17 protein-coding genes and 1 tRNA gene are annotated in these 17,827 nt (G+C 63.7%); 10 read left to right on the top strand and 8 right to left on the bottom strand.

Annotated features, from left to right (window positions below; genetic code table 11):
• Entirely contained in the window at positions 1-303 is a 303-nt protein-coding gene (locus tag ACUJ47_RS09280; protein ID WP_445538118.1) for a GNAT family N-acetyltransferase, read from the bottom strand.
• A 50-nt stretch (positions 304-353) separates the two neighbouring features.
• Between ACUJ47_RS09280 and ACUJ47_RS09275 the strand changes: the two genes are divergently transcribed.
• Both ACUJ47_RS09275 and ACUJ47_RS09270 read left to right on the top strand, forming a co-directional pair.
• On the top strand, positions 354-1,361 hold the full coding sequence (locus tag ACUJ47_RS09275) for a threonine aldolase family protein (protein ID WP_445538117.1): 1,008 nt from the start codon (positions 354-356) through the stop codon (positions 1,359-1,361).
• A 10-nt stretch (positions 1,362-1,371) separates the two neighbouring features.
• Positions 1,372-2,280: a DMT family transporter gene (locus ACUJ47_RS09270; protein ID WP_445538116.1), complete on the top strand. Its 909-nt coding sequence runs from the start codon at positions 1,372-1,374 to the stop codon at positions 2,278-2,280.
• Here the strand turns inward: ACUJ47_RS09270 and ACUJ47_RS09265 are convergent.
• Both ACUJ47_RS09265 and ACUJ47_RS09260 read right to left on the bottom strand, forming a co-directional pair.
• Positions 2,277-3,053 (bottom strand): SDR family NAD(P)-dependent oxidoreductase, encoded by a 777-nt coding sequence (locus ACUJ47_RS09265; protein WP_445538115.1) that lies wholly within the window; start codon positions 3,051-3,053, stop codon positions 2,277-2,279. The two genes, ACUJ47_RS09270 and ACUJ47_RS09265, sit on opposite strands and share 4 nt — an antisense overlap.
• Positions 3,050-4,300, bottom strand: coding sequence for a M48 family metallopeptidase (locus ACUJ47_RS09260; RefSeq protein ID WP_445538114.1), 1,251 nt, complete (start codon positions 4,298-4,300; stop codon positions 3,050-3,052). The genes ACUJ47_RS09265 and ACUJ47_RS09260 overlap by 4 nt, the downstream gene beginning before the upstream one ends.
• 149 nt (positions 4,301-4,449) lie before the next feature.
• Between ACUJ47_RS09260 and pepN the strand changes: the two genes are divergently transcribed.
• From pepN to ACUJ47_RS09230, 6 genes are all read left to right on the top strand, one after another.
• The gene (gene pepN, locus ACUJ47_RS09255) at positions 4,450-7,083 is read left to right on the top strand and encodes an aminopeptidase N (RefSeq protein WP_445538113.1); all 2,634 of its coding nucleotides are present in this window, start codon (positions 4,450-4,452) and stop codon (positions 7,081-7,083) included.
• Positions 7,076-7,837, top strand: a complete 762-nt coding sequence (pgeF, locus tag ACUJ47_RS09250; RefSeq protein ID WP_445538112.1) for a peptidoglycan editing factor PgeF — start codon at positions 7,076-7,078, stop codon at positions 7,835-7,837. The genes pepN and pgeF overlap by 8 nt, the downstream gene beginning before the upstream one ends.
• A gap of 212 nt (positions 7,838-8,049) precedes the next feature.
• Entirely contained in the window at positions 8,050-8,625 is a 576-nt protein-coding gene (gene petA, locus ACUJ47_RS09245) for a ubiquinol-cytochrome c reductase iron-sulfur subunit (RefSeq protein ID WP_445538111.1), read from the top strand.
• Positions 8,626-8,642: 17 nt separating this feature from the next.
• Entirely contained in the window at positions 8,643-9,953 is a 1,311-nt protein-coding gene (locus tag ACUJ47_RS09240; protein WP_445538110.1) for a cytochrome b, read from the top strand.
• Positions 9,954-9,987: 34 nt separating this feature from the next.
• Complete coding sequence (locus ACUJ47_RS09235; protein ID WP_445538109.1) at positions 9,988-10,821, top strand: cytochrome c1; 834 nt, start codon at positions 9,988-9,990, stop codon at positions 10,819-10,821.
• Positions 10,822-10,897: 76 nt separating this feature from the next.
• Positions 10,898-11,434 carry an adenine phosphoribosyltransferase gene (locus ACUJ47_RS09230; RefSeq protein WP_445538108.1) on the top strand — a complete coding sequence of 179 codons (537 nt, stop codon included), beginning with the start codon at positions 10,898-10,900 and terminating at the stop codon, positions 11,432-11,434.
• 16 nt (positions 11,435-11,450) lie between these two features.
• Here the strand turns inward: ACUJ47_RS09230 and ACUJ47_RS09225 are convergent, their stop codons facing one another.
• From ACUJ47_RS09225 to cysD, 3 genes are read right to left on the bottom strand one after another with little or no spacing between them, the layout of a single operon-like run.
• A complete protein-coding gene (locus ACUJ47_RS09225; protein WP_445538107.1) occupies positions 11,451-12,188 on the bottom strand; it encodes a 3'(2'),5'-bisphosphate nucleotidase CysQ in 738 nt (245 codons plus the stop codon).
• Positions 12,185-14,098 carry a sulfate adenylyltransferase subunit CysN gene (gene cysN / locus ACUJ47_RS09220; protein WP_445538106.1) on the bottom strand — a complete coding sequence of 638 codons (1,914 nt, stop codon included), beginning with the start codon at positions 14,096-14,098 and terminating at the stop codon, positions 12,185-12,187. The genes ACUJ47_RS09225 and cysN overlap by 4 nt, the downstream gene beginning before the upstream one ends.
• Positions 14,098-15,009: a sulfate adenylyltransferase subunit CysD gene (gene cysD, locus ACUJ47_RS09215; RefSeq protein ID WP_445538105.1), complete on the bottom strand. Its 912-nt coding sequence runs from the start codon at positions 15,007-15,009 to the stop codon at positions 14,098-14,100. The genes cysN and cysD overlap by 1 nt, the downstream gene beginning before the upstream one ends.
• Before the next feature lie 155 nt (positions 15,010-15,164).
• Here cysD and ACUJ47_RS09210 point away from each other — a divergent pair.
• Positions 15,165-15,238 (top strand) — tRNA-Gly (locus ACUJ47_RS09210).
• Positions 15,239-15,244: 6 nt separating this feature from the next.
• Here ACUJ47_RS09210 and ACUJ47_RS09205 read toward each other — a convergent pair.
• Positions 15,245-16,315: an NAD(P)-dependent alcohol dehydrogenase gene (locus tag ACUJ47_RS09205; RefSeq protein ID WP_445538104.1), complete on the bottom strand. Its 1,071-nt coding sequence runs from the start codon at positions 16,313-16,315 to the stop codon at positions 15,245-15,247.
• A gap of 10 nt (positions 16,316-16,325) precedes the next feature.
• Positions 16,326-17,120, bottom strand: coding sequence for an SDR family oxidoreductase (locus ACUJ47_RS09200; protein WP_445538103.1), 795 nt, complete (start codon positions 17,118-17,120; stop codon positions 16,326-16,328).
• Between the two features lie 124 nt (positions 17,121-17,244).
• On the opposite strand from ACUJ47_RS09200, the gene ACUJ47_RS09195 reads away from it, so the two are divergent.
• A complete protein-coding gene (locus ACUJ47_RS09195; RefSeq protein WP_445538102.1) occupies positions 17,245-17,802 on the top strand; it encodes a hypothetical protein in 558 nt (185 codons plus the stop codon).
• Positions 17,803-17,827 lie beyond the last annotated feature (25 nt).

Raw genomic sequence — 17,827 nt, 5'->3', positions numbered from 1 at the left:
TCAGCCCGCGCGCAAATCCGCCCATTCGGGGTGTTCGCCGAACCTGGCTGCTGTGTAGGAGCAGGCGGGCACGATCCGGAAGCCCTGCAGCCGGGCGTCCTCGATCAATCTTTCGGTCAGTGCTGCGGCGACTCCGCGTCCGCCGATGCTGCGCGGCACGACGGTATGGGTGGCGATCCGCACGTCTTCTCCGGCGGGCTCCCATTCGAGATAGCCTGTCGCGCTTTCGCCCTCGAGCCGGGCGACATATCTGCCGCCGTGTCCCTGCGCATGGTGCGTGATGATCAGGCCTTCGAGCGCCATTGCGCACCTCCTGCTTGCCAAGTCCGCCATCGGCTTTACAGGCACTACCGATGCCAAGGCAAAGACCCTTCCTGTCGGACAATGCGGCCACAGTCCACCCGCGCTTGTGGGAGGCGATGCGCGCCGCTGACTCACCCGATTCGCCATATGATGGCGACCGTTTGAGCGCAGCGCTGGACGAGCGCTTTTCGGAGCTGTTCGGGCGCGAATGCGCAGCGATCTGGATCGCAACCGGCACCGCCGCCAATTGCCTCGCGCTCGCCACCATGGTGCAGCCGCATGGCGGGGTGGTGTGCCATGAGGAAGCGCATATCGAGGTGGACGAAGGCGGCGCGCCCGGTTTCTACCTCCACGGCGCCAAGCTGATGCTGGCCAGCGGAGAGGGCGCCAAGCTGACTCCGGCTGATATCGCGGCGGTGATCGATCCGATCCGGCCCGATGTGCACCAGGTGCAGCCGCATGCGATCGCGATCACCCAGGCTAGCGAATATGGCCGCGCCTATCGCCCGCACGAGCTCGCCGCGCTGGGGGCCTTCGCGAAGGAGCGCGGGCTGGGCCTGCATATGGACGGCGCGCGCTTCGCTAATGCCGTGGCCTTCCTCGGCGGTTCCGCGGCAGATGCGGCTGGCCCGTGCGACACGCTCGCTTTCGGCTGTATCAAGAACGGCGGGATGAGCGCCGAAGCGCTGGTTCTGTTCGATCCGGCGCAGGCGGACTTGGTCAAATATCGCCGCAAGCGCGCCGGGCACCTGCAATGCAAGGGCCGTTACCAGGCCGCACAAGTGCTCGCCATGCTCGAAGGCGGACTTTGGCTCGAGAATGCCCGCGCGGCCAATGCCGCAGCGGCGGAGATCGCCGGAGCATGCGCTGAGCGGCTGATGCACCCGGTCGAGGCAAACGAGTTGTTCGTGCGGCTGACGCCGGGCGAGCGGGAGGTTTTGCGCGTGCAAGGCTTCGAATTCTACGACTGGGGCGCTGACGCAGCGCGCTTCGTCACTGCGTGGAACACGCCGCAGGACGACGCGCTGGCGCTGACCCAGGCGATCGCGAATCTTTGATCGCGCGCGCATGAGCGAACATCCTCCCCACGCCCTGCTGCGCCCGGCAATTGCGCTGCCTTTCCTGCTGGTGGCGCTGATCTGGGGATCGACCTGGTTCGTCATCACCACCCAGATCGATGGCGTCCCGGCCTATTGGTCGGTGGCCTGGCGTTTCGTGGCCGCGACACCGGCGATGTTCGCGCTGGCGCTGTTCATGCGCAACCCGCTCGCCATGCCGCGCCGCGCGCATTGGCTGGCGGTGCTGCTGGGCCTGTTCCAGTTCTGCGGGAATTACAATTTCGTCTATCTGTCCGAACTGCATCTGACTTCGGGGATCGTTGCTCTGCTGATCGGGATGATGATCGTACCCAATGCGATCCTGGGCCGCTTCATGCTGGGCCAAAGGATCACCGCGCGCTTTACCATCGGCAGCGCGATCGCGCTGGTGGGGATCGCCTTGCTGCTGCTCAACGAAGCGCATGTTTCGCCGTTCGGCGGCGATGTTGCGCTGGGGGTAGTGCTGGCGCTGGTGGCAATGGTCGCGGCCTCGATCGCCAATGTCATCCAGGCGGGCGAAGTCGGCAAATCGGTACCGCTGGTGACGTTGCTGGCATGGTCGATGCTTTACGGCACGATTATCGATGGCGGCGTGGCATGGGCGCTGGCGGGGCCGCCGGTGATCCCGCGCGAGCCGCTCTATTGGGCCGGGATTGCGTGGCTGGCGCTGGTCGGCTCGGTGGTGACGTTCCCGATCTATTACGATCTCGTGCGCAAGCTGGGGGCGGGCCGCGCGGCCTATAACGGCATCCTTGTGGTGGTGATCGCGATGTTCATTTCGACGCTGTTCGAGGGCTTTCAATGGACCCCGCTGGCAATTGCCGGGGGCGCGCTGGCTATGCTGGGGATGTTGGTCGCGCTCAGGGCGCGCAACGTCTAGGCGAGGCTGGCCAGCCCCTCGACATAGGTCGGATAGCGCGGCCGCCAGCCCAGCACCCGCTTCGCCTTGCCATTCGCGACCCTTCGGTTCTCCGCATAGAAACCACGCGCCATCGGGCTGAGCCCGGCTTCGTCGAGCCTTTGCAGCGGGGGAGGCGCAACGCCAAGCAGGCGGCAGGCGTGCTCGATCACCACGTTCTGGCTCGTGGGCAAATCGTCGGCGAGATTGTATGCGCCGGGCGGGGCGTCGCGTTCGAGCGCCGCGATCACGCCTGAAACGATATCTTCGACATGTACGCGGCTGAATACTTGCCCGGGCAAGTCGATGCGATTGGCGCGACCCTCGCGCACGCGGTCGAGCGCGCTTCGGCCCTGCCCATAGATACCCGGCAGCCGGAATGCCCGGGCGCCCATGCCCAGCCAGCGCGCATCGGCTTCGGCACGTGCGGAACGGCGCCCGCCGCCTACCGGGGCGCTTTCGTCCACCCAGGCGCCTTGCGTGTCGCCATAGACCCCGGTCGAGGAGAGATAGCCGAGCCATTTGCCCGCCAGCGCATCGCCATATCGATCGAGCACCGGGTCGTTATTGTCCGAAGGCGGGACCGAGGACAGCACATGGCTCGCGCCGTCCAGCGCCGTTCGCACCACTGCTTCGTCGGCAAAACCGAGATTTCCATTGCTTCCGGTCGCGTCGACCCGCCAGCCTCGCGCCTCAAGTGCCGCTTTGATCCGCAAGGCGGTGTAACCAAGGCCAAAGATCAACAGCCGGTTCATTCGGCGTCGAGATATCCCGCTTCGGGTACGACAATCTGCGGGTCGGCCGCGTTCCTGGCCTTCCAGTCCATTGCCATGCGCACACGCGTCGCGCCCGACGGGTGATCGAAGAACAGCATCTCCTCGATCGGGCCGGGTTCGATCTTGCGATATTCGGACAGTCGCATTGCGACCCTGGCAAAGCCATCGGGTTCTCGCGCCGCCTCCAGTCCGAAGGCATCGGCATTGCTTTCGGCCCAGCGCACCAGCGAATTGAGCACCGGCGTCGCGAGGAAGAAGGCAATTGTCATGAGGATACCGATCACCGGAAGCGACGCCGGATCGCCCAGATCGCGCACGCCCCAGCGCGGCCCGAACCGCGCTATCAACGCCGGCGCAATCCGCGAAATCGCAAAGAAACTGGTCCCAATAACCAGCAGCATGATGGCGATGATCACATAGATATGGTTGAGCTTGTAATGCCCCATTTCGTGACCCATCACCGCGAGGATTTCCTCGTCGCTGGTGCGTTCGAGCAGATTGTCGTTGAGCGAGATGCGGATCGTGGGGCCAAGCCCGGAAACATTGCCCGAGATGCGTTTATGTTGTTTCGACTGGTCAAACACGTAAATGTGCTCTGCCGGAATCTCGTATTTGGCGGCAACCGCCACGATCCTGTCGCGCAATGGTCCTTGTTCCATTTCCTTGTAATCGTTGAACAAGGGCGAGACGAATACCGGTGCCAGCAACATCCCGAAGGCGAGGAACACGCCGACTACGCCGGTGCTCCACGCCCACCAGCTGCGCGGTGCGCGCCGGATCAGCGCGTAAACCGCCACCACCAGCAGCGGCGCGACGATCAGGTCAACCCCCAGAGTTATGGCCTGTTCGCCGAACCAGCTGCCAAAATCCAGGTCGAGCAGTCCATAGGATTTCTCGCGGAAGAACTCGGTATAGATCGACCACGGCAAAAGCAGCACGAAGGCCAGCAGCGAGTACAGCAGCGCGGTGATCCATGTCACCACCGCTGGGCGGCCGCTGATTATTTCACCCAAGCTGCGAAACGCCGAACTCAGGCGGAAATTCAGGATCAGCCAGTCGACCAGCACCGCCACCAGCGCGCCCCAGGCGATCAGCCAGTATCCGCCTTCGAAATAGGCATCTGACTGAGCGCGTGCTGGCCCCTGCAGTGTATCGAGATAGGCGCGTGTCGCTACTTCAACATCGAACCCAGTGCCGGCAACCGCCAGTATGTCAATCAAGGCCATTTCTGCTCCATTGCGCCAACTTTCGATCGAAGCTGTCGAACGCTGCCGCCCAAGTCAATCGGCCCGAACGCACTAGTCTCCCAAACGCAGTTGCGGATCGGCGAGCGTGCAGGCTGGACGCGCGGCGAATTGAGCCTACATCGGCTGGCATGGATATCCAACGCAACACAGAGATGGCCGACGCCGCCATCACTCCGCACGAACCCCCGATGATCCGCCGCGAGGATTACCAGCCCTTTGCCTGGCTGGTTCCCGTGATCGCGCTCGACTTCGATCTCGGCTTGGAGGCTACAAGAATCGTCTCTCGGCTCACAGTCGCACGCAACGGCAAGGCAGCTCCCTCCTCCACGATCCGCCTCAATGGTGACGGCCTTACCCTGCTTTCGGTCAAGGTCGATGGCGAGATGCGCAACGACTGGTCGCTGGACGGGGACGATTTGATCGTGCCGCTTTCGGACGAAGCACATGAGATCGAGATCGCGACCGAGATCGACCCGGCGGCCAATACACGGCTCGAAGGGCTCTATGCCTCGAACGGCATGCTCTGCACCCAGTGCGAAGCGGAAGGCTTCCGCCGCATCACCTTCTTCCCCGACCGGCCCGACGTTCTCAGCACCTATCGCGTGCGGATGAGCGGATCGAAGGCGCAGTTCCCGATCCTGCTGTGCAACGGCAACAGGGTGGCCGAAGGCGAAGGCGCCGATGGCACCCATTGGGCTGAATGGCACGATCCCTGGCCCAAGCCGTCCTATCTCTTCGCGCTGGTGGCGGGCGACCTCGTCGCCAATTCCTCCATCTTCACCACCATGAGCGGGCGGGAAGTCGAGCTCAACGTCTGGGTTCGTGCGGAAGACCTGCCGCGCACCGGCCACGCGATGGAATCGCTCAAGCGGTCGATGCAGTGGGACGAGGAGGTGTTCGGGCGCGAATACGACCTCGACCTCTACAATATCGTCGCGGTCAGCGATTTCAACATGGGGGCGATGGAGAACAAGGGGCTCAACGTCTTCAATACCAAATATGTGCTGGCCGATCCCGACACTGCGACCGATGACGATTTCGACGCGGTCGAAGGGGTGATTGCGCATGAGTACTTCCACAATTGGTCGGGCAATCGCGTGACCTGCCGCGACTGGTTCCAGCTGTCGCTGAAGGAAGGCTTCACCGTGCTGCGCGACCAGCTGTTCAGCCAGGACATGCGCGGGCAGGCGGTCAAGCGGATCGAGGACGTGCGGATCCTTCGCGCGGCGCAATTCCCTGAGGATTCGGGGCCGCTCGCGCATCCGATCCGGCCAGACAGCTATCGCGAGATCTCGAATTTCTACACAGCCACGGTCTACAACAAGGGCGCCGAAGTGATCCGCATGATGCGTTCGCTCTGTGGGCCCGATCGGTTCCGCGCAGGCACCGATCTCTATTTCGACCGGCATGACGGCGAAGCGGCAACCTGCGAGGATTTCGTCCGCGCGATCGAGGATGGCGCCGGACTCGACTTGAAGCAGTTCCGCCTGTGGTATTCGCAGGCGGGTACGCCGCGCCTGTCGGTCGCAATGGCGCATGAAGGCGGTACGGTGACGCTCACGCTGAAGCAAAAGGTTCCGCCGACGCCGGGCCAGCCGGACAAGCAGCCGATGGTGATCCCGCTCAGGATCGCACTGCTCGACCGCGCCACCGGCAGCCATCGCGGCGAAGAGCTGGTGGTGCTCGACCGGGCCGAGCAGAGCTTCGCTTTCGGCGGCTATGCGACCCCGCCGGTGCTTTCGGTCAACCGTGGTTTCACCGCACCGGTGGTGATCGAGCGCCAGCTTCCGCGCGAAGATCTGGTGCTGCTCGCGGCGCATGATGACGATCCCTTCGCGCGCTATGAAGCGATGCAGGAGCTGATGGTCGGCCACCTTGTGGCGGCTTCGAAGGGCTCACTGTCGGAAGGCGAACGCGCGGAGGGCGAAGCGGCGATCGCCACGGCAATGGGCGCGGTGCTGGCCGATCCGGCGCTGGAAGATGCGATGCGAGGCGAGCTGATGCTGCTGCCGACGCAATCCTATTTGTTCGAGCAGCTCGACAAGGCCGATCCCGCCGCGATCCACCGCGAGCGCGAAGGGCTCAAGGCGCTGTTGGGGCGCGAGTTGGCCACGGAAATGCACCGGCTATACGATCGTGCGGAAAAGGTGCCGTACGACGGTGAGGGTGCGCGCGGCGCGCGCAAGCTCAAGACACAGGTATTGGCCTATGCTGCGGCAAGCGACCCTGCCAAGGCCGCCGAGCTTGCAGCATATCAGTATGACCGCGCCGACAATATGACCGACCGGCAAGGCGCGCTGATGGTGCTGTGCGGGCTGGAGCATCCGGCGCGCGAGGAAAAGCTCGCCGATTTCTACCGTCGCTACCAGGGCAATGCGCTGGTGATCGACAAGTGGTTCATGCTGCAGGCGCTGTCGCTCCATCCGCGCGTGCTCGATCACGTCAAGGCGCTGAAGGACCATCCCGATTTCACCATCCGCAACCCCAACCGCGTGCGGTCGCTCTACATGGGCTTTGCCGGCAATCCGCCCGCCTTCCACACGCCCAGCGGCGAGGGCTATCGCATGGTGGCCGATTTGATCCTGGCGCTAGACCCGATCAACCCGCAGACTGCGGCACGCTTCGTCCCGGCGCTGGGGCGCTGGCGGCGGCTTGAGGACGGTCGCGCGGCGCTGATGCGGGCCGAGCTTGAAAGGATCGCGGCGGCAGAGCACCTCTCGCGCGATACCTATGAGCAGGTTTCGCGCAGCCTCGATGGCTGAGGCCGCCCGCTTCGAAATTGCGCGCGCTGCCGTGCTTTCAGGCGTGCCGCACGGCTTCTTCGGCCATTCGGGCGGAACCTATCAGTTCGGCTATGGCGGCGAGGGCGAGGAAGCGGCGATCCGCGCTTCGCGCGCTGCGGCGGCTGAAGCAATCCTGCCGGGGGCCACGTTCGTCGCGCCGCACCAGATCCATTCGCCTGACGTGATTACGGTCGAGGCGGCATGGAGCGATTCCGCCACCGGGCGCCCCAATGCCGACGCGCTGGTCACGGCGACGCCCGGTCTGGTGCTCGGCATAGTCACTGCCGATTGCGCCCCGGTGCTGTTCGCGGATGCGGAAGCTGGCGTGATCGGCGCGGCGCATGCCGGCTGGCGCGGGGCGCATGGCGGAGTGCTTGAGAACACGATCGAGGCAATGGAATCGCTCGGTGCGTCGCGCGCACGGATCGCTGCCGCGATCGGGCCGACGATTGCGCAGGCGAGCTATGAAGTGGATGCGCGATTCCGCGCCGGTTTCGCCGAAGCCGATGCGCGCTTCTTTTCCGCCGGCCGCGAAGGGCACTGGCAATTCGACCTTCCCGCCTATGTTTTCCACCGGCTTGAGTCGGCTGGCGTGGGCGTGGTGGAGGGCCTTGCACTCGACACATATACAGTTGAAAACAAATATTATTCCTTTCGCCGCGCAACCCATCGCGGCGAGCCCAACTATGGACGCCAGCTGAGCCTCATCGCATTACCCGCCTGGCTTGCATGAATCCGCACAACTGGTGCCCAAAAGGCGGTTGGCATGGCCTGACTTTGCAGCTATCAGCGCCGCCAAATAGGTGTTCCGCACCCGTGCGGGGCAACATCACGAGCCGTTCGGGGAAGCGTTTCGCACTGCGTGTTTTCTTCGGACAAATAGCGATCTGACGGGTCCATGCTGGGATTGACTGGGCATGGACGAGAATAGCAGGGTAAAGGCTGATGGCTGATACGACTGGCACAATGGCTCCCGAGGCCACCGCTGAGGCGGGTGACGACGGGGTCCGGCGCCGCGACTTCATTCACATTGCTGCGGTAAGCGCGGCTGGCGTTGGCGCTGCGGCAACCTTGCTGCCGCTGGTCAGCCAGATGTCGCCTTCGGCCGACGTGCTGGCCGCCAGCACCACCGAAGTCGACGTGTCGGCGATCGAGCCGGGCCAGGCGATCAAGGCTGTCTTCCGCAAGCAACCGCTGTTTGTTCGCCGCCTGACGCAGGTCGAGATCGACGAAGCCAATGCGGTCGATGTGGCGACCCTGCGCGATCCGGAAACGCTGGCTCAGCGCACCAAGGACGGCCACAACGACATGCTCGTCACCATGGGCATCTGCACCCACCTCGGCTGCGTGCCGCTGGGTGCCGCCGAAGGCGAGAACAAGGGCGAGTATGGCGGCTATTTCTGCCCGTGCCACGGCTCGCACTACGACACTGCCGCGCGCATCCGTAAGGGTCCTGCGCCGAAGAACCTTGTCGTTCCCGACTATGAATTCACTTCCGACAGCGTCATCCGCGTCGGCTGAGAACTGAGAGAACAGTCATGAGCTTTGCCTGGGCACGCCAGTACGAACCGAAACATCCCTTCATGCAGTGGATGGACGAGAAGCTGCCGCTTCCGCGTTTGGTCTACAATGCGATCGGGGCCGGTTATCCGGTGCCGCGCAACCTCAACTACATGTGGAATTTCGGCGTGCTCGCCGGCTTTTTCCTGGTCGTGCAGATCATCACCGGGGTGATCCTGGCGATGCATTATGCCGCGAACCAGGCGGTTGCCTTCCAGACGGTCGAGCACATCATGCGGAACGTCAACTGGGGCTGGATGATGCGCTATGCGCACGCCAACGGCGCCAGCTTCTTCTTCATCGTGGTGTATTTGCACATCTTCCGCGGCTTCTTCTACAGCTCGTACAAGGCCCCGCGCGAGATGATCTGGCTGCTCGGCGTGGTCATCTTCCTGCTGATGATGGCGACCGCCTTCATGGGCTACGTCCTGCCCTGGGGCCAGATGAGCTTTTGGGGCGCTCAGGTGATTACCGGCCTGTTCGGCGCGATCCCGCTGGTCGGCGAAAGCATCCAGCATTGGATCCTCGGCGGCTTTGCGCCTGACAATGCCGCACTCAACCGCTTCTTCAGCCTGCACTTCCTGCTGCCCTTCGTGATCGTGGGCGTTGTGATCCTGCACATCTGGGCGCTGCACATCCCGGGTTCGTCGAACCCCACCGGCGTCGAAGTGAAGACCGAAAGCGACACCATTCCGTTCCACCCGTATTACACGGCGAAGGACGGTTTCGGGCTGGGCGTGATCCTGATCTTCTTCGCGATGATGGTGTTCTTCCTGCCCAACATGCTGGGCCACCCTGACAACTATATCGAAGCCAACCCGCTTTCGACCCCGGCGCATATCGTGCCCGAATGGTACTTCTGGCCGTTCTACGCGATCCTGCGCGCTTTCACCCAGGACCTCACCATTCCGTTCACCGGGGTGATCCTGATCGAAGCGAAGCTGCTGGGCGTGATCGCGATGTTCGGCTCGATCCTGATCTGGTTCATCCTGCCCTGGCTCGACAAGAGCCCGGTACGTTCGGGCCACTACCGTCCGACCTTCCGCAAGTTCTTCTGGTTCGGCCTGATCCCCGCGATGATCGCACTGTTCATCTGCGGCGGCGCTCCGGCGGAAGAACCCTATGTGATGATCAGCCAGGTCGCGACCGCATATTACTTCCTGCACTTCCTGGTGATCCTGCCGATCATCAGCCAGATCGAGAAGCCCGAACCGCTGCCCTATTCGATCACCGAAGCGGTGCTGGGCAAGGACGATGCGGCCCCGGCCGCGGCGAAGGCGGCCGATTAAGGCCCGGACGACTGGATAGAGAGAGACACGAACCATGATCCGTATCGGTGCAATCGCAGTCGGCCTTTTCTTTGCTGGTGTCGTCCTGCTTTGGTCGTTCATCCCGGGCGTCACGACCTATTTCACGGCCCCGACCGAAAAGCCGGCCGAATATGCCTTCCACAAGAAGCCTCACGCCCCCGAGGGCGGGTTCAGCTTCGACGGCGCATTCGGCAAGTGGGACAAGCAGCAGCTTCAGCGCGGCTACCAGGTCTACAAGGAAGTTTGCGCGGCCTGCCACAGCATCCAGTATGTTGCGTTCCGGAACCTCGCAGAGCTTGGCTATAGCGAAGCCGAAGTGAAGCAGGAGGCATCGACCTTCACCGTCGCCGATTACAGCAAGGCGACCGCTGAAGTGACGACCCGCCCCGGCCTGCCGACCGATCACTTCCCTGCAGTGCCCTATTTCGGCGCCGGCCATCCCCCGGATCTCTCGCTGATCACCAAGGCGCGCAAGGACGGCAGCAATTACGTCTATTCGCTGCTCACCGGCTATGGCGAACCCGACCCTGAGCTGCTGGCAAAGTATCCCGAATTCGAAACTCCTGCGGAGCTTCACTTCAACCCCTACTTCGCCAATGTGAACATCTCGATGGCAGCGCCGCTGACTTCGGATGGGCAGGTTACCTATGCAGACGGCACTGAAGCGACGGTAAGCCAGATGTCGAAGGACGTTGCCGCTTTCCTGACCTGGACTGCGGAACCGACGCTGGTGAAGCGCAAGCAGACCGGCTGGCCGGTGCTCGGCTTCCTGTTCTTTGCCACGATCCTTGCCTATCTGTCGAAGAAGCAGATCTGGGGCTCGCTGAAGCCGCGCAAGAAGGATTGATCGCATCAGCGATGCGACTGTTGAAGCGCCCCGCCATCCAGCCGATGGTGGGGCGCTTTGCATTTGAGGACACCGCATGACGCCTGAAGAACTAAAAGGCCTGGTCCGGACCGTGCCCGATTTCCCGCACACGGGGATCATGTTCCGCGACATTACAACGCTGATCAGCCACCCGTTGGGGCTGGCTGCAACGGTGCGCCATTTGGCCGATCGCGCGCGCGAACTGGGCGCCGAAGCGATCGCGGGGATGGAAGCACGCGGGTTCATATTCGGCGCGGCAGTTGCGGTGGAACTGCAGCTCGGCTTCGTGCCGGTACGCAAGCCGGGCAAGCTCCCGGTCGAAGTGCTCGGGATCGACTATGATCTCGAATATGGCACCGACCGGCTTGAGATCGATCCGGGCGCGATCGCGCATGGCCAGACCGTGGTGATCGTTGACGATTTGATTGCGACCGGGGGCACCGCGCTCGCGGCGGCGCAATTGCTGCGGCAGGCTGGCGCAACAGTGGATGACGCGCTGTTCGTGATCGACCTGCCCGATCTGGGCGGAGCCGCGCGCCTGCGTGAAACCGGTGTGGACGTAACCGCTCTGATGGAATTCGAAGGCGATTGAGCCTTCGCCTGCAGGCTCAGCCGAGCTTGTGGACCTCTTCGAGAACCGGGCGCGCCCATTCGGGGCGGCAGATCAGCAGGTCCGGCAGATAGGTGTCGGCATTGTTGTATACGAGCGGGCTACCGTCGATGCGCGAGCAATGCAGGCCGTACGCGAGAGCCACGGCCACCGGCGCGCAATTGTCCCACTCATACTGTCCGCCCGAATGGAGGTAGATCTCTGCCTCGCCGCGCACCACGGCCATCGCCTTCGCGCCTGCACTGCCCATTTCGACCAGCTCACCGCCGATCGCTTCGGCCACCGCGACCGCTTCCCTTGCAGGCCGGGTCCGGCTCACCACCAGCCGCGGACGGTCGGCGGGCTCGGGCAGGGTTTGCGGAGCGTCGCTACGCAGCACGATGCCGCCATCCAGCCCGGGCAGCGCCACCGCGCCGATCGCAGCCTCGCCGTCGATTGCGAGCCCGACATGCACGGCCCAGTCCGACCGCTCCTCGCCATACTCGCGCGTGCCATCGACCGGGTCGATGATCCACACGCGGCTCTTCGCGAGCCGCTCCGGATTGTCCTTCTCTTCTTCCGACAGCAATCCGTCGTCCGGGCGCAAGCGCCGCAGCGCTTCGCACAGGAAGGCATTCGCCGCGCGGTCGCCTTCCTTGCCCAGCGCCTTGCCCTCGAACTGTCCCGAAGCGCGCACGTCGAGCAGGATTCGCCCGGCATCTGCGGCCAATTGCGCGGCGAGTTCGGCGTCGGTCATTTGAGCGGCAGGATCTGCTGGATGATGTAGTCGGCGGCTTCGGCGGGCGTCATGTCGACCGTATTGACTCGAATTTCGGCAGCTTCAGGGGCTTCGTAAGGGCTGTCGATCCCGGTGAAGTTCTTGAGCTCGCCGCTGCGCGCCTTCTTGTAGAGCCCCTTCACGTCGCGGCCCTCCGCCACTTCGAGCGGGGTATCGACGAAGATCTCGATGAACTCGCCTTCGGGAAGCATCTGGCGCACCATTTGCCGCTCCGCGCGGAAGGGCGAGATAAAGGCGGTGAGCACGATCAGCCCGGCATCGGCCATCAGCTTGGCGACTTCGCCGATGCGGCGGATATTCTCGATCCGGTCGGCCTCGGTAAAGCCCAGATCCTTGTTAAGCCCATGGCGCACATTGTCGCCATCGAGCAGGAAGGTGTGGCGGTTCATCAGGTTGAGCTGCTTTTCGACCTCGTTGGCGATGGTCGACTTCCCAGAACCAGACAGGCCGGTGAACCACAGCACGCGCGGCTTCTGGTTCTTGAGCGCGGCGTGGTCGTCGCGCGTGATCGCGGTTGGTTGCCAATGCACGTTCTGCGCGCGCCGCAGGCTGAAATGGATCATCCCGGCGGCCACAGTGGCGTTGGTGAACTTGTCGATCAGGATGAACCCGCCGAGCTGGCGGCTCTTGGCATAGGGTTCGAAAGTGAGCGCGCGGTCGGTCCGCAATTCGGCCACGCCGATCGCGTTCAATTCCAGCGTCTTGGCCGCGAGATGCTCGAAACTGTTGACGCAGATCTCGTATTTGGGCGGCTGGACATTGGCGGTGACCATTTGCGAGCCGAGCTTGAGCCAATAGCCGCGCCCGGGCTTCATCGCCTCTTCGCTCATCCACACGATGGTCGCTTCGAACTGGTCGGATGCCTCGGGCGGATCGCCTGCCGCCGCAATCACGTCGCCCCGGCTGCAATCGACTTCATCCTCGAGCGTCAGCGTGATCGACTGCCCGGCCACTGCCTCGGTGAGTTCGCCGTCGAAGGTCACGACCGACTTGACTGTGCTGGTCTTGCCGCTCGGGACGATCCGCACCGGGTCGCCCGGCTTGACCGCCCCGTCGGAAACCATGCCGGCAAAGCCGCGGAAGTCGAGATTGGGGCGGTTGACCCATTGCACCGGCATGCGGAAGGCGCGTTCCTGCGCGCGGGTGTTCGCCAGTTCGACCGTCTCGAGATGCTCGATCAGGCTCGGCCCCTGGTACCATGGCGTGTTCGCCGATGGCGCAGTGGTGATGTTGTCGCCCTTGAAGCCGGAAATCGGGATCGGCGTGAATTCCTCGATGCCGATCTCGTTCGCGAAGCCGCGATAATCGGCGACAATCGCGTCGAACACAGACTGGTCGTAGCCGACGAGGTCCATCTTGTTCACCGCCAGCACCAGGTGCCGAATGCCCAGCAGGTGCGCGATATAGGAATGGCGCCGGGTCTGCTCGAGCACGCCCTTGCGCGCATCGACCAGGATCACGGCAAGGTCGGCGGTCGAAGCGCCGGTCACCATGTTGCGCGTGTACTGGACGTGGCCGGGCGTGTCGGCGACGATGAACTTGCGTTTCTCAGTCGCGAAGAAGCGATAGGCGACGTCGATCGTGATGCCCTGTTCGCGTTCGGCCGCCAGTCCGTCGACCAGCAGAGCGAAATCGATCGCATCGCCTTGCGTGCCGACCTTCTTGCTGTCGTTCTCGAGCGCCGAGAGCTGGTCTTCGAAGATCATCTTCGAATCGTAGAGCAGTCGCCCGATCAGCGTGCTCTTTCCATCGTCCACGCTGCCGCAAGTGATAAAGCGCAGCAGCTGTTTGTTCTGGTGCTGGTCGAGATAGGCGGCGATATCCTCGGCGATGAGGGCATCGGCTTCATAGGCAGGGTGGTGGCTCATCAGAAATAGCCCTCCTGCTTCTTCTTCTCCATCCCGGCGCCGCCTTCGTCCTTGTCGATGACCCGGCCTTGCCGCTCGCTGGTGGCTGTGAGCAATGTCTCCTGCACCACTTCGGCAAGCGTCGAGGCGGTGCTTTCGACTGCACCGGTCAGCGGCCAGCAGCCCAGAGTGCGGAAGCGGACCGATCGCATCGCAATCTCGGGCTTCCTGCCCAGCACCTGCTCGAGCCGGTCGATGTCGTCGGCCATGAACAGCCCGCCTTCCCATTCATAGGTCGGGCGCTCGGCGGCGAAATAGAGCGGGACGATCTCGATCTGCTCGCGCATGATGTATTGCCAGATGTCGAGCTCGGTCCAGTTGCTCAGCGGGAAGACGCGGATGCTTTCCCCCTTGGCCTTGCGTGCATTGTAGAGGTTCCACAATTCGGGCCGCTGGTTCTTCGGGTCCCACCCGTGGCTGGCGGTGCGGAAGGAGAAAATGCGCTCCTTCGCGCGGCTCTTTTCCTCGTCGCGGCGCGCGCCGCCGAAGGCCGCATCGAAACCGTAATGGTCGAGCGCCTGCTTCAGCCCTTGCGTCTTCCACATATCGGTGTGAAGCGGGCCATGGTCGAACGGGTTTACGCCGCGCTCGCGCGCTTCCTCGTTCTGCCAGACGAGCAGTTCCATCCCGACTTCGCGCGCCATCTTTTCGCGAAGCGCATACATGTCCTGGAACTTCCAGGTCGTGTCGACATGCAGCAGCGGGAAGGGCGGCGGGGCCGGATGGAACGCCTTGCGCGCCAGATGCAGCATCACGGCGCTGTCCTTCCCGATCGAATAGAGCATCACTGGGCGTTCCGCCTCGGCCACCACTTCGCGCATGATGTGGATGCTCTCGGCTTCGAGCCGCTGGAGGTGGGTCAGGCTGGTCATGAATAGTCGCTTGCGTCGTGTCTCAGGACCCGCGACCTAGGGATTTGCCGCGCAAGGGAGAATATAGAATTGCTTGCAGGCGCTTTAGATGAGGCGTCTCGAGACAGTTGACGAATCCCCTGCAACCGTGGCAATTGCGCGCGCCTCAGGAGCGGGCGGGTATAGCTTAGTGGTAAAGCCCTAGCCTTCCAAGCTAGTTATGCGGGTTCGATTCCCGCTACCCGCTCCAAATCTCCTAACCTTCCTTCAGGCTCTCCATGTCGATCACGAAGCGATATTTGACGTCGCTCGCCTCCATCCGGTCATAGGCGCGGTTGACGTCCTGCATCGGTATGATTTCGATTTCGGGCACGATCCCGTGTTCGGCGCAGAAATCGAGCATCTCCTGCGTCTGATCGAGCCCGCCGATCCCGCTGCCGGTAAGCACCTTGCGTCCGAGCAATATGCCCGAGTGCATTTCGGGCAGCATCTCGATCACGCCCACCAGCACCTGCACCCCGTCGACCCGCAGCAGGTGCAGGTAAGGCGTGATGTCGTGGCGCACGGGGATGGTGTTGAGCACCATGTCGAAATAGCCCGACCTGGCTTTCATCGCGGCCCGGTCGCTGGTGTTGAGGAAGGCGTGCGCGCCGAGCTTTTCGGCGTCCTCGCGCTTGCTTTCGCTGCGGCTCAATACAGTGACTTCCGCGCCCATCGCCGCCGCCAGCTTCACCCCCATGTGGCCGAGCCCGCCGAGCCCGGCGACTGCAACCTTGCTGCCCGGGCCGACTTTCCACGTGCGCAGGGGGCTGTAGGTCGTGATCCCGGCGCAGAGCAGCGGCGCGGCCTCCGCCATCGGCAGCGCGTCGGGCACCTTGAGGACGAATTCCTCGCGGCAGACGATCTTGTCGGAATAGCCGCCGAAGGTAGGCGATCCGTCGCGCCGGTCCTTGCTGTTGTAAGTGCCGGTGGCCCCGCCATCGAGGCAGTATTGCTCCAAATCGGTGGCGCAGTGCCGGCATTCCATGCAGCTGTCGACGAGGCAGCCGATCGCAACCCTGTCGCCCACCTTGTGCCGCGTCACCGCCTCGCCCACGGCCCGCACTATGCCGACGATCTCGTGCCCCGGCACGATCGGATAGGTGGTGCGCCCCCAATCGTTGCGCGCTGTGTGCAAATCCGAATGGCAGATGCCGCAATGGCTGATGTCGATCAGCACATCGTCGTGGCGCAGCCCGCGCCGCAATATCTCCATCGGACGGATGCCGCCGTCGGGTGAAGTCGCTCCCCAGGCTTTCGCGGGGTACTCGTTGGATTGAGTGGCCACGTCCGCTCTCCTATTTCGGCGGCATCCTTATCCCGCCATCGAGCCGGAACTGGTGCGCGTTAAGGTAGGTATTGCGCGCAATCTCGACGATCAGCGACGCGAATTCCTCCGGGTGCCCGAGCCGCTTGGGAAAGGGCACGCTGGCGTTGAGCTGCGCCCACATCGCCGGGTTGCGATCCTTCATCCCCAGCATCAGCGGAGTGGCGAAAATGCCCGGCATCACTGAGTTCACGCGGATGCCGAGGTCCATCAGATCGCGCGCCATCGGCAGCACCAGCCCGTTCACGCCCGCCTTGCAGCTGCCATAGATCACCTGGCCGATCTGCCCGTCCTGCGCCGCGACCGAGGCGGTGAGCGTGATGCAGCCGCGCTCGCCATCCTCATTGAGCGGCTCGGCATTGGCCATGCCCAGCGCCGAGATCGAAGCGATGCGATAGCTGGCGACAAGCACGCCTTGCGCGCCAAAGGCATAGTCTTCGGTCGAAAGGCGCTTGTAGCCGCCGCTTTCCTTGTCCCAGCCCAGCGTCTTGCCGCGGCGGCTGGCCATGGCGCAATGGACCGTCACCCGCTCCTGTCCATTGGCGGCGCGAGCGGCAGCAAAGCCTTCTTCGACCGATTGCTCGTCCATGATGTCGACATGGTGGAAGGTGCCGCCAATCGCTTTGGCATGGGCTTCGCCTTCGGCGTCGTTGATGTCGAAGATCGCGACCTTGAGCCCCGCATCCGCTAGCGCCTGCGCGCTTGCCTTGCCGAGGCCCGAAGCGCCGCCGGTGACCACCGCGGCCATTCCCTTTTCCAATTTCATTGCCTGCTCCCATTGTGACTGAGTCTGCGCCCTGCTTACGCGGTTTTAGGCGCAAAGATGGCCTGCGCAAATGGAGCATGCCGCGGCGCTGGCGGGCGCCGCCGCCGCTTGCTAGGCGCATGCGATGGACATGGCGCCGATCCTGATACCGGTGGTTTTGGCGGCTGCGTGCGGCGGGCGGGCGCAGCTCACCGTCGCGCGGCTTGCAGCCGCGCTCGGCAATTCGGGCGGGCTGCTGCTGGCGGCGCTCACTGCAGCGTTCGTTTCAAGCCTAGCCATGGGTTTTGCCGGAGCCTGGCTGGCGGGCCTTGTCGGCCAGACGGCAGGCATCTGGCTTGTCGTGCTGGGGATCGCGCTCGCGGCAGCCGAGCTTGCTGTGCCGGTGCGGCTGGCGGCGCCGCGCGAACCTACGCGTTCTTTGGGTGCTATCGCGCTGGCGCTCACGCTGCGGCAAGTCTTCGATGCGCCGCGCTGGCTGGCGTTCGCGCTGGGTGCGGCGCTTGCCTCACCCGAAGCGGCGGCATTGGCGGCAGCGGTCGGCAGCGGGCTGGCGCTGCTCATCGGCTGGAACTGGCCGGACTGGCCCGAGCGGCGCCACGGCTGGCGCATCCTCCGGCTCGTCATGGCGGGCCTGCTAGCAGCCGGTTTGATCGGATTATTCATAAGTGGGTGCGCTTCCTGATCGATTTTGCCAATCACCAAGATCG

The organism is Altererythrobacter sp. Z27 (genome assembly GCF_052683155.1).
Note: the sequence above shows the minus strand (reverse complement) of the source record. Positions and strands in the feature narration are given on the sequence as shown.